Source organism: Lactobacillus sp. B4015 (assembly GCF_026536055.1).
In the GTDB taxonomy this organism is placed as follows: Bacteria; Bacillota; Bacilli; order Lactobacillales; family Lactobacillaceae; genus Lactobacillus; species Lactobacillus panisapium.
This window is the reverse complement of the sequence record NZ_JAFNOY010000002.1, coordinates 313,215-328,824: the sequence shown is the minus strand read 5'-3', so window position 1 is coordinate 328,824 and position 15,610 is coordinate 313,215. Positions and strand designations below refer to the sequence as shown.

The following is a 15,610-nucleotide window of genomic DNA, read 5'->3' as shown; positions in this document are numbered from 1 at the left end:
CCATATTATCAAGTACAGCCTGGGTTTTAAAGGTAAACAAAAAAAGACTGACCCCTCAATTTGAAAAATCAATCTTTCTGTTTCAGGTTATTTAGCCTTTTACTCGTCTACTCTTCTTTTTCCAATGAACACCTTCATAAGTCAGCTTAACTGCTGCAGATAAGGTAATTGGCATGATGAAGACGAGAATAATCAAACCAATAATTACTGCTAATGCAACCTCAATCAAAGTTGGAATTCCTGATGGAATTAAGGCTGCAAAAGTACCGCCTAGAATAATTGCGGCTGAAACAACAACTGTTCCGATAATACCACAAGCTTTAAGCATTCTTTCACTTGGCTTATTACCTTCAATTGCACGGTAACGTGTCATGAGGAAGATACTGTAGTCAACTCCGAGGGCAATTAACATAATGAAACCAAAGAATGGCGTATTCCAAGTTAATAAGTCCTTGCCCATTGTAGCTTTTACAACCCATTCAGTAATTGATAATGAGCAGAAGTAAGCAATGAGAAGCGTGCCCAGAATATAAACTGGTTGCAGCAATGAACGAGTGACAAAGATTAACGCAATGCCAATTCCGATCAACATAATTGCAGCTGTTCTAATAAAGTCTTTATTAGCAATATCCTTAATATCGGCAATGTTGGAACTTTCACCACCCATGGCAATCGTTGCTTTACCTAATCGACTTCCTTGCAATGACTTCTTAGCCATTGAACTAAGCTCCTGCGCTTTTTCCGTTGCTTCAGTTCCGCTCGGGTTTGAATTAAAGACAATCATAATCATTGCTGATTTTTTATCTGGACTAAGGTAGTTATCAACTGAAGTCTGGAAAGTATCATTTTTGATAAATTCCTTCGGAATGTAAAAACTATCTGCTGCAGATGAGCTAGCAAGACCCGTTAAGTAAGCTGCTCCTTGGCCTAAGCCGCTGTTAACTTCATCAACACCTGAAGTTAATTTAGGCGTTCCTGTTGCAAGTTGACCTGCACCGGTATTTAACTGACCAACACTTGAATTTAGTTGACCAATACTGGAGCTAAACTGGCCTACACTTGAATTTAATTTACCAAGATTTGAATTTAGTTGACCGACACCACCGTTTAATGTGGTAGCACCTGAATTCAATTGACCAGATGCAGAGGCTAATCTGCCTACACCTGATTGCAATTGACCCATTTGGCCCGAGACGTTTGGCATAGAAGCCGAAACTTGCGACCATGATTTTTCAAGAGCTGCGCCAGCTGCTTGCATGGCGGCCATCTTTTGTTGTGGCGTTAATCCGGGAACTCTATTAATGCTTTGTGCCAGATTAGCCTTATAGCTCTTTTCAAGTGCAGCTTTAGTATTTGATTGTGCGGCTGCAATTCCTTGAGAACCTGCAGATAGCTGCGAATTTAATTGGTTTAAGCCGCTAGTCATCTGAGCAGTGCCGCTTTGTAAACGGCCGGAGCCGCTTTGCAATTGACCAGCACCACTTTGTAATTGGCTAGTGCCACTTTGTAACTGGTTAGCTCCGCTCTGAAGCTTACCTGTTCCATCCTGTAATTGACTAGTACCGTCGGCTAATTGGCTTGCACCATTAGCTAACTTCTTACTTGCTTTACTTAGTTTACCTAGACCAGCACGCGCCTGGTCAACCCCTTGATTAACAGTGTTCAATTGATTTTTAACATAAAGCTGATCAATTTCTTCACCATAAGGTTGGGTGACAGAAGTTACTAGTGAGACATCCCCTGAGGACTTTAATTGTCTCGTTAGTTGATCGATTAAGCGCAAGTCCGCTTCGTTATCAAGACGATGATTACTCTTGATATACAAAGTAGAAGGCTCAGCCATACCAGCTGAGAAGTGCTTTTGAACTACACGCATCCCTGCTTTTGCTGGCTCTTCGTTATCAATTTCGTCGGTATCATCATAATTTAAATGACCTGAGTACATCAAAGCAAATGGAGTTACCACAACAGCAAGAACAATTAAGTAAATAATTGGGTGTGCTAGTGTTCCCTTAGAAATACCATGCCATAGTTTATCTTCTTGTTCACCAGTAAATTTCTTAACTGGCCAGAACATTTTTTCACCTAAAACAGCCATAAAGAATGGGTTCAAGGTTAATAAAACAATTAATAAGATTGCTACACCAACTGCCACACCAACTGCTGATTGGTAAATGGAGAAGTTAGCTAAGCTTAGGGCTGAAAATCCAATCAGGATAGATGAGCCCGAATATAGAATAGTTTTCCCAGCAACTTTGAGGGAGCTTTTCATCGCTTCATAGCGATCCATTCCCTTCCCCAAATCTTCTTTAAACTTATCATACAAAAGAATATTGTAGTCCGTACCAATTCCGAACAAAACAATAATCATGAAGACCTGTGTAAAGTTTGAAAATGGGAAGTTTTGGAACTTCACTAAGTTAGTAACAATTGAAAAGGCGGTAATGAAAGACACCCCAACTGTTAATAACGAAATCAGTGGCACAATTGGTGACTTAAATACAATCACTAATACGATAAAGATAAAGATGACAGTAATAACCTCTGTTTTCTTTATCCCTTCTTGGATTGAATTTGAAAAGGAATTCTGTAAAACATCGGCTCCCGTAACATAAGTCCGAATTCCCGTTGTTTTAACAGCTTTATTCAGCTCTTGTTCAACATCATTGACCGGACCATGCTTTTTCGCAACATTAAGCTGCAAAATCCAGGCTTTGTCGTCCTTGGACTGCAATTGCTTTTTCGTTGCGATATTATCATCCGGTGCCATGACCATCTTAATACCGTACTTACTCTTGTTTTCTTTTAATTGGTCAATCGTTTCATTGATTGCGTTTTTATCATCTGCGGTTAATTTGCCTTTTTCCTTGTTGAAGACAACTGCTATTTGATAAGTGTCCTTTTGCTTAGGTCCCCAATCATTTTGAATTGACTTAGCGACCTCGCTCTGAACATCTTGCGGCAAGGAAATATTTGAGTGCTCACGCGTTAATCCGGTAACATCTGGCAAAGCCACAACAGAAATAATTAAAATTAAAATCCATGCAATGAATGAAAAAATATGGTTCTTTAATAGTTTTTGCACTCTGCTTTTCCTCTCTATTCTTAATTAAATATTTTTTGGCTGAACTAATTTGAGAATCAAATCATGGTAACCTTGATCGGCCTCTTTACTAGTTTCATTCTCAAAAGATGCTGATACGTCTAGAAAAACATATCCTAATACCGCACCGATTAAAGAATGAAGTGAAACAGTACTGTCACTTCTTAAATTCAATTTATCGGCCAATGCGATTACATTCATGATTTCCTTAGTGATAGCATCTTCGGGTTTATACTCATTCAGGTGATAAAGAATACTAAAAAGTGCGGGATCATTCAAAATAAAATTACGTACAATATCCGCAAATCTCAGTAAAGCTTCCTCTCCTGCAATGCCCATCAGATTTTCAACCAGCTTTTTACTTAATATCTTAATCCTGCTTGCACCAACAAGTGATAATAATTGCTTACGACCTGAAACATAGTGATAGAGTGACTGTGAACGAACGCCTAACTCTTTAGCTAGGTTCGGCAGAGTAGTCGCAGAAAGTCCTTTTTGACCAATCAGCTCCGTCGCCTTCGCAATCACCTTATCAAGATCGAGGCTTCTCTTTTTAACCAAATTCACCCCTCCTTATAACAGCATAGTGAACAATATAGCACTACAGTTTGAAGATTACAATCTACAAAGTGTAAATTATTATTATTTTTTTGCTAAGAGTTAGGTGAAGGCCTGTGATACAAGACTTTTTTGGACATAAAAAAATCCAAAAACTTGGATTAATTAGTTTATTTTACTTAAAAAAGCCGTTAACTGTTTTACCTAAATTACTAAAACTGCGGTCAGAACTAGCCCAGACGCTCACACAGTATGCGTGACCGTGACTTTGCACAAGTGCAACGTTTGCTCTGCTATCACCAATGGCATAAATGGTTGCACCGTTAGTTTGTGCCACAATCTTGGGCTTTTTACCAGTTAGACTAAGTGAACCCAGCGCCATATTGGCATATTGCCGATTCAAAGTTTTATTTTGGTACAGATTGTTCATCACTGCAGCTAAGTCAGCAGCCGTTGTTGTGGCCACCGGGCCAGCCGAATAATGCTCACCGAATTTGGTGTTGGTCGCACCCATTTTATGCGCTACTTCATTGATTTTAGCGGGCTTAACTTTTCTTGTTAAAGCATTCCCAGCAGTCTTATTTTTACGCATTAAAGTCTGCTTTAAAAAGGTAACGCCATATGCAATTCCGGGTTTAAGCATTTTTTCGCCCTTGGCGCGATCCGCTTTTTTTACCTTAATCGCAGTATGGTCACTCAGTTTACCATGTTGCTCCTGATAGTAAATAGCCGCAAGCAAAAAGAGGTTACCCGTAGCACCAACTTCATGTGCTTTTGCAGTATTTGATAACCGCGCAAATTTATCTGAATTCAAGTCTTGAACACTAACTTGATAGCTTTGATCTTTTCCCATCACCTTTTCAATTTGCTTTGACCAATCCTGATTACTGCCAGAAGCAACTTTAATGTGATTGGGATATTCAACTGCTGCCATTTTTGGTTCATGGGCAGTTTTACCCTTAGACTTATTGGTGGTATTTTTTTGATTTACAATTTGAACTTGCGAATTCTCTACTCGCTTAATGTTAACCGAATACAACATAAATGCTAGTAATGTTGTTATTAAAGAGCCGATGAGGACTTTATTTTTCATTTTTTTGCCTCAATTTAGAAGAAATGATGTCGTTTCATTAATACAATCAACCAGACCATTAAAAGAATCGTGATCAACATGATTGCAATCCAATCAGACGAATTATGACTTACTGGTAAGCTAACATTCATCCCGTAAAAACCCGTTAGAATAGTCGGAATAGTCAAAACTAGTGACCACACCGTGAGGAATTTCATCGTGTCGTTTAGGTTATTGTTCATCATGTTATTGGATGTTGCCGAGAGAGTTTGCGTTACTTGCTGCGAAATCTTAACCATTTCTGCTGACTGATTTGATTCAATTAAAACATCGTCCAGCCGCTCGCGTGCCGGCTTAGTGAAATCCAATTCCGACAATTTTAAACTGTGCAGCATCATTAAATTGGTTTGAATTGAACTGGATAAGTAGACCAAACTTTTTTCAATACTTGATAATTCAACTAAATCTTTATTATCAATGTCATCTGATAATTTTTGATCAAGCGTATTCCGCTGTACATCTAACTGTGTAACTGCTCGCTGAAAGTATTGCGATAAAAATAACAGAAATTTCATCAATAATTCCGTTACATCTTGTGCCGTCGACAATTCACGTCTCATTGCTAAATCATTGAATTCATCAAAAACGTAACTGGTTGATTCAGTGTGAAAAGTAAAGATATTCTCACCCGAGACCAAAAAAGTAACCGGATGTGATGTAAAGTGCTTAATTGTTTTAGTAGGCCAAATTGGTACATCATAAACCATCAAGTGGATATGCGTATGGGTATCGTAATCATAGTGCGGGCGCTCATGACGGTCAGAAATGTAAGAAATCATATCAGGCGTAAAATTAAACTCGTCCTGTAATGTATTACTGTCATCTTCACTTAGATTACTAATGTCAAACCACCGATACTTGGTTGCCACCGGAAATTTCTGTTCTTTAATCATTTTCTTCACCCCTAGGTTGATGAATTAATAGACGCAAAAAGTCATATTAATGTTCTTTTATTTTACCATTCATGTGAAAAACGATAAATAAAAAAACAGGTGTAAAAACCTGCTTTTTATTTCTGTCAATTAATGATTATTGTTTCCAAGCTGCATCAAACTTGGTCTTTCCAGTATTAATAGCCTTGTTCACATTTCTATTTTTCTGAGCCGCAGAAAGAATTGATTGCATAATTGGCGTCAATTGGCTAAAAGTGGCACTTGAGTCCTTAATAACCGGAACACTGTAAAGTGAATTAGTTGACCAGATTGTCTCTAATTTTGCTGGCAATTTAAACTGCTTAATTGACTTGTATTCCGTAGACTTAGTTGCATCCTCATTAACAGGAATATAGCCCGTCTTTTTGGCCCACTTAATCTGACTTTGCTTCGAGGACAGGAACTTCATGAACTTAAAGGCCGCAGCTTTTTGCATTGCACTTGCCTGATTAAACATGTAAATATCGGTTCCCTGCTGCATCGTATACTTGCTTGGACGTGCTGCAACTTCGTAGGTAAAACCTTTTCTTGCCGCCTGCTTAATCCAAGTTTCTGTTGAAGATGAGGTCACAAACATCGCTAACTTGTTATTTGTGAATGGAATGTATAAGTACTTATCAGAACCAGCCATTCTGAAGTAGCCTGCTTTTTCACCAGCTACATAATAATTAAGCACTTTTTTGGAAGCCTTGCCGGTAAAATCAATCTTACTAGAAAAATCTTGGCCCTCGTTCTTCATGCCCAACACGTAGTAGTTATCAAGATCATCAAAGCCGGCACCGGTCACCTGATGATTACTCTTCTGGTAAATTGTTTGCGCAGCCTGTTTTAATTCTGCCATTGTGGTTGGTACTTTGGTTACACCGTACTTTTTAAGCATTGCAGGATTATAAATCAAGACTTCAGTTGATTTATTAAACGGAATACCGTATTGCTTGCCGTTAATTTTAGCGCCATTAAGCATATCGGCTTTAATTCCTGAAGCAGCTGAACTCCCCCAACCAACATCATGGTTATTAATGTAAGGAGTTAAATTGACCAACATGTTATTTTTAGCGGCACTTTCAAGCCAACCAGGATAAGCTTGGGTAATTGTTGGCAGGTTCTTCGGTGATTGCATCGTCGAATTCAGTTTTGCCTGCAAATCATCGTAATTTCCTTGTTGTTCCAACTTGATTTTAATATTAGAATTCTTGGCTTCAAACTCTTTTGCAAGACTCTTTAATGTATCGGCTTGAGCTCCCTGCATTCCGTGCCAGAAGACCACCGTAGTTTTCTTTGTTACCTTAGGAATCTTATTTGATGTTGATGTTGAAGATGAATTATTGTTTGAGCAAGCAGCAGTTCCTACTAAAGCCAAACCGGCCACAGCAATTGCAGCTAGCTTCTTACCAAATTTCATTTTTTCTATTTTTCCTCCAAAATACTGGTTTAACCAACAATAAATAGTTGATCATTTAATTCTTATTTATTGTATAGCATGAAAAGTAAGATTACAATAAAAATTAACTGAAAAATTCGGTTTTATTTCGTTTATTTATTATTTTAGTAAAAATAGTTCGGCTTTAGATCAATTTGACTAAAATTAGCCGTATTTCGTTCTAATTCCTTACTTTGATAAACAAAAAAGGATTTATCGCCTACGACAAATCCTTTTTAAGTAATCTTGCTATTTAGTTTTTATTGTTTCCAAGCAGCATCAAATTTTGCTTTGCCTGAATTAATTGCACTATTCACATTTTGCTTCTTCTGGGCAGCAGCTAAAATATTTTGCATAATTGGATTAAGTTGACCATATGCAGCACCAGCATCCTTAACAACTGGAACACTGTAGAGGTTCTTCATTGCATCTTCTAACTTAGCTGGAAGCTTAATCTTCTTAGTATCCTTGTATTCAGCTGAATCAGCGGCAGCATTGTTAACTGGAATGTAGCCAGTTGCGTTAGCCCACTTAAGTTGACTAGATTTTGAAACTAAAAACTTAATGTAAGTAAATGCAGCTGCTTTTTGGTCTGCAGAAGCATGGTTAAACATGTAAATGTCTGTACCTTGTGACATTGTGTATTTGCCAGGACGAGGAGCAACATCATAAGTAAACTTGTTGCCAACGCCTTGCTTAACGAAACCTTCACCAGCTGAAGTACCAATAAACATTGCCACCTTTTGGTTAGCAAATGGTCCTGAAAGATAGTGTTCTGAACCAGCTACTCTAAAGTAACCGGCCTTAATACCGTTAGCATAGTAATTAATTACTTTCTTCGAAGTAGCACCAGCAAAGTCAATCTTGCTTGAGAAGTCGACACCTTCGTTTTTCATTCCCAAAGTGTAGTAATTTGATAATGAATCAAAGCCAGCACCAACAACTTTGTGATTACTCTTCTTGTAGATTGTTTCAGCATCCTCCTTCAATTCAGCCATTGTTGTAGGAGCCTTCTTAATACCGTACTTCTTGAATATATCAGCATTATAAGTCAAAGTTTCAATCGACTTGTTAAATGGAATACCGTATTGTGTACCTTCAATCTTGGCACCATCTAAAAGGGCAGTTTTAATATCAGAAGCTTTACTACTTCCCCAGCCCACTTCTTTGCTGTTAATGTATGGTGTCATGTTGACAAGCATTTTGTTCTTGGCTGCTGTGTAAAGCCAGTCAGGATATGCCTGCGTAATGGTTGGCAAGTTGCTTGGCGATTGCAAAGTTGAATTAATCTTTGCCTGCAAGTCAGGGTATGCACCTTGATTTTCCAATTTGACCTTAATCTTTGGATTATCCTTTTCGAATTCCTTGGTCAATTCCTTTAAGGTTTCTTGCTGAACGCCTGGCATACCATGCCAAAATACAATAGTCGTATTCTTTTTCACCTTGGTAATCTTAGCTGAACTACTAGACGATGATGATGAAGAACTATTTCCACCATTCGAACAAGCAGCAGTACCTACCAGTGTCAAACCAACAGCAAATGCTGCAGCAAGCTTCTTACTAAACTTCATTTGGTAAACCTCCCAAAAATAAAAACTAAACAACAATTTTTTGATTAACTAAAGCGTGATTGTTTCATTACGCTTCGGTAAAATCCGTTCTCCGAATGGGTTCTCTTCCAGCTCCGGATGCAATGTGTGCACCGGAATCAATTTTGCTGGTTGAACCTCTTTAATAATTTCTTTGAGTTCCATTTCGTCTGCATGACCGGAACAACGCAAGTCTTTGAACTCAATTTCATTATGGGCTAAATCTTGCAAGAAAGGCTTATATGCCGGATCAAAATCACCTAACGGTTCAGCGTTAGAGTGAATATAGATTCCGCCTTTTTGCAAATTGGCATAATTCCCAACTGCTTGCCAGAGGTATTCATGATCATCATTTAACAGTTCATCATACGAAACTGCTAATTCCGGTTTCAGATCTGTGAATATTTTATCCCCTGGCAAGTAGTAGTAGGGGTAATTCTGCTCAATACTTTCCTTAAGCAAATGTGCCCGCTGCGCATATAAAACAACCTGACGCGGCGAATCAGCGATAATGCGTAATAGCCGTTCAACATTAGTTGGGTAAGTATTAAAAGTAATCTGCTTATGTGGGTTATCTTGTTGCAATTGAACAATTTCAGCAGTCAATTCACGCTCATTTTTGGGACCAGTAAATTCTTCGCTACTTGCAGCACTTTTTTCTTCCGGCCAAGAAACTCCTGTACCTTCAATAATCAGTGCATCACAGTTTTTGGCGGCAGCTAAGTAGGCGTGTACCCAATCAGGATGATACCCGTGCAACCTGATATCTCCTGTGTAAGCTATTCGCTTATCCGGGGTGGTAATAATCAATCCCGTTGCCCCATAAGCATCATGGTCACTAGGCCATATTTCCAACGTAATGTCACCGACTTGGATTGGCTGTTGATATTTAGCAGCAATGATTGGTCTTACATAGCTTGAAGAATGGCCAGAGGCTGGCAAAAGGAAATCGCCATGTTCATTTAGTGCCGGCATCATCTGTGCCGTAATTGGCCCAGCATAAAGTGGAATTTCTGGCGCCAAAAAATTCATTGCCTTACTGTGGTCAAGATGTAAATGTGACATATATGCTGCCGCATGTTCCCAGCGCTCATGGTCAATTGGTTTACCCGTAATTGCAGGATCGTAAAAATTGGGAACATCCCCAATCAGTTGATGCTTGACCAATGTTTCATATTTTTCATCAGGTAAAGCAAGTTCAGGACGATAGACTTCGCCGAGGTCAAATAACACATGAGAGCGGCGGTAAGCCACTTCAATCATTGGTCCGCCAATTGTTGTCAGACCGTTATAAAAGGTAATTGTGGTCTTAGCCTTTGAGTTCATTACGAACTACCCCCTTAATAATTTGCTTTCTAAAGATAAAGTACAAAATTAAGATTGGAACAACCGTTAAGGTTGCCGCAGCCAATTGCAATTGGGTTTCACTACCTGCATCAGAGGCAAAAGCTGAAAGACCATTGTTAAGAAGACGCATTGTATCTTCGTTAGTCACAAGTAGTGGCCACAAGAAGGAATTCCAGCCTGAGATAAAGCTCAAAAGTCCTACAGTGAAAAGACCGCTTTTAGACATTGGCACCAAAATCTTCCAAATGTAGTCCCAATCACTTGCACCATCAATCATGGCAGCTTTATAAATTGTTTCCGAAATGGAACCAAAGTAGCTTTGTAAATAATACATATAAAAGATGGACGTTAAGAATGGTAAAACCAGGCCAATATAGGTATTAAGTAGACCCATATGTGCAATCGTATTGTAATTGGTAAAGATAATTGCTTCACCGGGAACCATCAATAAGGAGAGCATTATCATCTGAACAACGCCCTTCCCCTTAAAGCGTAAGTTAACCATCGCAAACGCTCCAAGCAGCGAATTGAATAAGCTGACCAGCGTAGTAATTGAGGCGGTTAAGACCGTATTGAAAAAGTATCTGGCAAATGGCGCCCGAGCGAAGACTTTCGCATAATTGCCCCATTCGAAATGATGCGGAATGAGCGTTGGCGGAATTGAGGTTGTTTCCTGAAAATTCATTAGTCCGCCCAAAATCATGTAGATAAATGGAAAAACCGTAATGAAGGCAAAGATGAACAAAATAATGTAACTGAATATGACTCCTAAGCGAATTCGTTTCATTTAATTTTCTCCTATCTTCTTCATCATTTTGCGTTGCAAGAAAGTAGCAAATAAAATAATCAGGAATAAGATCACTGTTGCGGCCATGGCCACTCCCGGAGTACCAACGGTTTGGAACTTATTGTAAATATAAAAGACTGCCGTCGTACCGGAATTACCGACTCCAGCTTGCCCGTTAAACAGCGCATACACTGACGTGTAGATTTTAAATGCCCCAATAATATTCATCGTTAGTAAAAAGGCAATCGTTGGCACTAATTCTGGCATTGTAATCTTCCAGAACTTATCCTTACCACTAGCCCCATACATATCTGCAATCGTATAAAAATTAGGGTCAATATTTCTGAGTGCACCCATCAAGATCACAATATTGAAAGCCAACGATGACCAGATACCAAAAATGATAATCGTGGTCAGTGACATTGCCGGGTCATCAATCCAATCAGGTGCTGGCAAATGGAGACTTCTTAATAAGAAATTCAACATGCCATAATCACCGTTAAAAATGTAACGGAAGACAATCCCAATCGCGATAGTTGAAGTAACATATGGCATAAAGAAGGTTGTTTCAAACAACGACTTATGCTTAACTTTGTCAAAAATAATCCAGGCCAGCATAATCGAAATTGCTAACCCGACCGGAACGGAAATTATTGCATATAACAAAGTATTCTTAATTGCCAACCAGAATTCTGGATCATTAAAAATATACTTATAGTTGTTAAATCCCGTCCAAGTCAAATCAATGAGTGACCCGCTTTGGAAACTCATGCCAAAAGCCCGCAAGATAGGATAGATACTAAACAAAGTGACAAAAATGATTGTTGGCGCTAAAAAAAGCCACGCTTTTTTCTGATTAGTTTTCATTAGTAAACCCGCTCTCCATCAGGTGTAAATAGAAATACTCGGTCCAATTTCATCGTCAGATTAACTTGATCCCCATGCTTGATTGGTACTTCCAAGTCAATCAATGACCGTGCTTGAACGTTGTCATAAGTAAATTTCAATACTCGTTCGCGTCCGATTAGTTCTATATCATCAACTGTTGCGTGCAAGAAACCATCTGGTGCAAGAACAACATTTTCTGGTCGAACCGATAAGGTGTATTCCCCATCAGGTAGTTCCCGTTTAAATCGTGCTTGTTTTAAATCAGCTAATTGAATAGTAAAGTCGTTAGCTTTTAATTCGTTTTCAGTTTTAGTTACCTTAAAGTTATCAATTACCGGATTGCCAACAAAGTTAGCTACGAAGTAATTATTTGGCTCCAAGTAAAAGTTTTGGCCTAAATCATCTTGTTGGATAATGCCGTCATTAAATAAAATGATTTTATCACCAATTGATAACGCTTCTTCTTGATCGTGAGTAACAAACAATGTTGTAATTCCCACTGATTTAACTAGAGCGCGAATCTCTTCTCGAATTTTCAAGCGTAATCTTGCATCAAGGTTACTTAAAGGCTCATCCATTAATAAAATTTTGGGTTCTTGAACTAACGCTCTGGCAATCGCAACCCGTTGCTGTTGACCACCTGATAAGTTGCCTGGCTTTTGATCAGCCAATTCTGTAATTTGCGTCAGTTCCATATATTTTTGTGCGACCTTCTCGGCTTCCGCCTTAGGCTTTTTATTTTTCCCTACAATTAATGGAAACATTACGTTTTGCAAGACAGTCATATGAGGATACAATGCATAGTTTTGAAAAACGTAGCCAATATGTCGATCTTTAGGTTCGACATTCACCACTGACTTACCATCAAAGAGAATTTCACCTGAAGTTGGGTTAAGCAGACCTGCCAGCATATTCAAAATTGTCGTCTTACCACAGCCAGAAGGGCCTAGAAGACAAACAAGATCCCCCTTTTTGACAGAAAAGCTGACATTCTTAATAGCTTCATGCCCATTATCGTAAACCTTTCTGAGATTTTTCACTTCAACGAATTTGTTGTTATCCATAAGTTCGCACCACTATATCTTGTATTAAATAATTTTTTGTCCCTCTAATTTTAAGATAAAAATCGCTTGAATACAACTTAATTTACTTAATAAAAATTCGGAGTTTAAGCTTGAAAGATCACTTTTTTTCTTAATTATTCGTATTTTAAGCTTGAATTACTAATTATCTGTTAGAAATCAGAATTAATGTTCTTATTTTGCAAACTACAAAAAAGGCGTCATCAAACCACAAGACTTGCTCTTGCGAGTTTATTTGCCTCTTAGGATTTAATCCGAACATTCATTATTATTTTTATCTTTTTAGTTTAATCATGCAAAAATCTTGATTTCGTTATTTTATATATTCTTGTATATTTTATTTGCATTTTTATTTCTCGCATACAAAAACACATCCTTAAATTACACTTTAAGGATGTGTTAGTAAGAATATACTTGTTAGACAAGTACAAACTAATTATTCTATTACTTCATTAACAACCAATAACAGTACAAATTAAGCCGCTTGACTAAATATAAATGAAAACACATTTAATGTCTGTACTATTTCAGATTTGTTAATGATTAGTGCATTGCACTAAAGCCTACTAAAAAAATAAAAAAGTTTGAAATTGACATTTTTTTGCCCTCTTTCTATTAAACATTAGACATATAAAGGATATATTCACTGTTATTTCACAAAGTGATGTTACTATACCCTTTAACCAAATAAATAATAGTACCTAATTTATCCCAGCGAATTAAAATGTTGGCTTATTTCACATTAGTACTAATAAAAAGGGGGTCAAATAATGAAAACCTTTGGTGAGACAATACAAAAAATTAGAAAATCACGTGGGATCACTCAAGCTGAACTTTCTAATAACTTATTAAATCGGACAACATTATCCAAGATAGAAAACTCACTTGAAGAGCCATCTTATCAGAATGCTTCATTATTGATTAAGCGACTGGGAATTACCCAAGAAGAGTTTGATTATATTCGAAATAATTATAATTTAAGCCCTAAAGAACAAATAATTTACGATACTCTAAATATTGCTTATAATTCTCAAAATCAAAAGATTGATTCCTTGCTAAAACGATGCCAACTAATTAGTAATGATGATGACATTCAAATGATTACCTCAATTCTTGAGGCTTTTAAAACAGGAAATATTATTGAAGCGCGAAAAATAATTATACCTGTATGGAAACACCGAATTTCTAAAATCGAAAACTGGAATATCCTAGATTTATATGTCTTAAATATGATTTTCTTTGTTTTTGATGAAGAAACAATGATCGGCATTTCAAATCGCGCAATTGATACAATAGAAACAAAATACCCTTTTCTTAAATCATTGAATGAAAGTTTTGCACTCAATAAAGCTGTAATTCTCGTTCATAAAAGGAAATTCTCTGAAGCAATTCCTGACTTGCAAAAAGCATGTAAATTAGCTAGAGCAACTTGTCGATATGATAAATTATTTTTAGCTAAAGGTCGTCTAGCCATTTGTCAAAAAAATAAAGAAGAAGCTGTCAAATGCTTAAATACTTTGAAAGCAATGGAAGCTCTTGACGTGTATCGCGGTTTACAAACCGAAATAAAGGAGTTCGCCGATCGGTTTAACGAAAACTAAAAAATTAGACTAAAGGCTATTGCAATGCAATAGCCTTTAGCAGGGTATATTTTATCGTTTTAATTAAAAGAATTATATTCGGGGAAAATTCATTCCATGTTCTAAGTCGCGTCCCCTTAAGTTTTTTGTTCTCACCTACCTTTACCTAAATTTTAAGGGGTAACAAGTAGCAATAATTAAATTGTTCTGTTATTTCACATTACTAAAAAGCGTTGCACACAAATGCAACGCTTTAATATTGTTCTTTTACCAGCATCTCATGGTCTATTTTTGCTCGTCCATTATTATAATCAAAAGAAAAACCGGGCTGAACATTAAATAAATAAACATTGAAATCTAAACTACCATCAGTCGATACGGCTTGCAAGTTAATTCCCCGCGCCATCAATTCTTCTCCGCGAAAAATCGGAGTCGCCTGGTAAATTACCCGCTTATTTTCCCGCAATGCGGTCCGAACGCGACTTTCGAAGATCGTCTGAATGCGCTGATTGGAAAAAGCGGACTGCGTAAATAAATTTTTGGGATTATTTTGATCTCCTGAAAGGTTACGCGGATTATAATTACCTTCCTGGTCTATCCCCGCAGAAACGGAATAGGCAATCAAGTGGCCGCGGTTGTATATTTGCGTTCCATTGCGGCGATTATAATGCCAAGCAGTTGGCTGCACAAATTGCTGAACCCGCAAGCTACCGTTGGCAACGTTGCGTTTTTCTAAAAAAGCAGTATTGGAATGGGATGTTCGGTTAAGATTATCTAAGTTCGAATAAATAACGCGGTTGACCCGCCATGCGTTTTTAATCAAAGTTGACTTGTCATTATTAACCGTAATATAAGCTGAAGAACCACTCTTAAAATTGAGCTGTGCCAGTTTAGCATAATCTTGCTGTGACAAACCACCGTAGACTTTAGCTGCTGGCTTAGCCTGCTCAATCTTATTTTTCTTTGCTGGCTCATTGCGCGTTATTTGATTAATTGTCTGTCGACCGCTTGGATCCGTACCGCCTTTAGTCGAAACAAACCATAGCAAGAACAAAATAATAATGACTATCGCCCAAAAGTCACCATTAATTACCTTTCTGCTTTGTCTTCTCCGCCTGCGTGCCATTACATCCGCTCCTTATTTGATAATAACTAAGTATAGCCAATCGAACTTTTGTTTGCAATAGCTGTA

General features: G+C 37.7%; 12 protein-coding genes. 1 reads left to right on the top strand and 11 read right to left on the bottom strand.

The window, feature by feature from the left end; translation table 11 throughout:
• Window positions 1–91 precede the first annotated feature (91 nt).
• The 10 genes from J3U71_RS03255 to J3U71_RS03210 form a co-directional block, all read right to left on the bottom strand.
• Window positions 92–3,085, bottom strand: coding sequence for an MMPL family transporter (locus J3U71_RS03255; RefSeq protein ID WP_267392457.1), 2,994 nt, complete (start codon window positions 3,083–3,085; stop codon window positions 92–94).
• A 24-nt stretch (window positions 3,086–3,109) separates the two neighbouring features.
• Entirely contained in the window at window positions 3,110–3,664 is a 555-nt protein-coding gene (locus J3U71_RS03250) for a TetR/AcrR family transcriptional regulator (RefSeq protein ID WP_103753137.1), read from the bottom strand.
• Window positions 3,665–3,836: 172 nt separating this feature from the next.
• Entirely contained in the window at window positions 3,837–4,754 is a 918-nt protein-coding gene (locus J3U71_RS03245; RefSeq protein WP_267392458.1) for a serine hydrolase, read from the bottom strand.
• A 14-nt stretch (window positions 4,755–4,768) separates the two neighbouring features.
• Window positions 4,769–5,686, bottom strand: coding sequence for a magnesium transporter CorA family protein (locus J3U71_RS03240; protein WP_103753139.1), 918 nt, complete (start codon window positions 5,684–5,686; stop codon window positions 4,769–4,771).
• A 136-nt stretch (window positions 5,687–5,822) separates the two neighbouring features.
• Window positions 5,823–7,127 (bottom strand): extracellular solute-binding protein, encoded by a 1,305-nt coding sequence (locus J3U71_RS03235; RefSeq protein WP_267392459.1) that lies wholly within the window; start codon window positions 7,125–7,127, stop codon window positions 5,823–5,825.
• Window positions 7,128–7,405: 278 nt separating this feature from the next.
• Entirely contained in the window at window positions 7,406–8,716 is a 1,311-nt protein-coding gene (locus tag J3U71_RS03230; RefSeq protein WP_267392460.1) for an extracellular solute-binding protein, read from the bottom strand.
• 48 nt (window positions 8,717–8,764) lie between these two features.
• Window positions 8,765–10,060: an MBL fold metallo-hydrolase gene (locus J3U71_RS03225; RefSeq protein WP_220269152.1), complete on the bottom strand. Its 1,296-nt coding sequence runs from the start codon at window positions 10,058–10,060 to the stop codon at window positions 8,765–8,767.
• Window positions 10,044–10,868, bottom strand: a complete 825-nt coding sequence (locus J3U71_RS03220) for a carbohydrate ABC transporter permease (protein WP_220269151.1) — start codon at window positions 10,866–10,868, stop codon at window positions 10,044–10,046. The genes J3U71_RS03225 and J3U71_RS03220 overlap by 17 nt, the downstream gene beginning before the upstream one ends.
• Window positions 10,869–11,735: a carbohydrate ABC transporter permease gene (locus tag J3U71_RS03215; RefSeq protein ID WP_103753147.1), complete on the bottom strand. Its 867-nt coding sequence runs from the start codon at window positions 11,733–11,735 to the stop codon at window positions 10,869–10,871. It abuts the gene before it with no gap.
• Complete coding sequence (locus J3U71_RS03210; protein ID WP_220232746.1) at window positions 11,735–12,820, bottom strand: ABC transporter ATP-binding protein; 1,086 nt, start codon at window positions 12,818–12,820, stop codon at window positions 11,735–11,737. Before J3U71_RS03210 ends, J3U71_RS03215 begins: the two co-directional genes overlap by 1 nt.
• A 788-nt stretch (window positions 12,821–13,608) precedes the next feature.
• Between J3U71_RS03210 and J3U71_RS03205 the strand changes: the two genes are divergently transcribed.
• Window positions 13,609–14,439, top strand: a complete 831-nt coding sequence (locus tag J3U71_RS03205; RefSeq protein WP_267392462.1) for a helix-turn-helix domain-containing protein — start codon at window positions 13,609–13,611, stop codon at window positions 14,437–14,439.
• 232 nt (window positions 14,440–14,671) lie between these two features.
• Here the strand turns inward: J3U71_RS03205 and J3U71_RS03200 are convergent, their stop codons facing one another.
• Window positions 14,672–15,544 carry a DNA/RNA non-specific endonuclease gene (locus J3U71_RS03200; RefSeq protein WP_267392463.1) on the bottom strand — a complete coding sequence of 291 codons (873 nt, stop codon included), beginning with the start codon at window positions 15,542–15,544 and terminating at the stop codon, window positions 14,672–14,674.
• Window positions 15,545–15,610 lie beyond the last annotated feature (66 nt).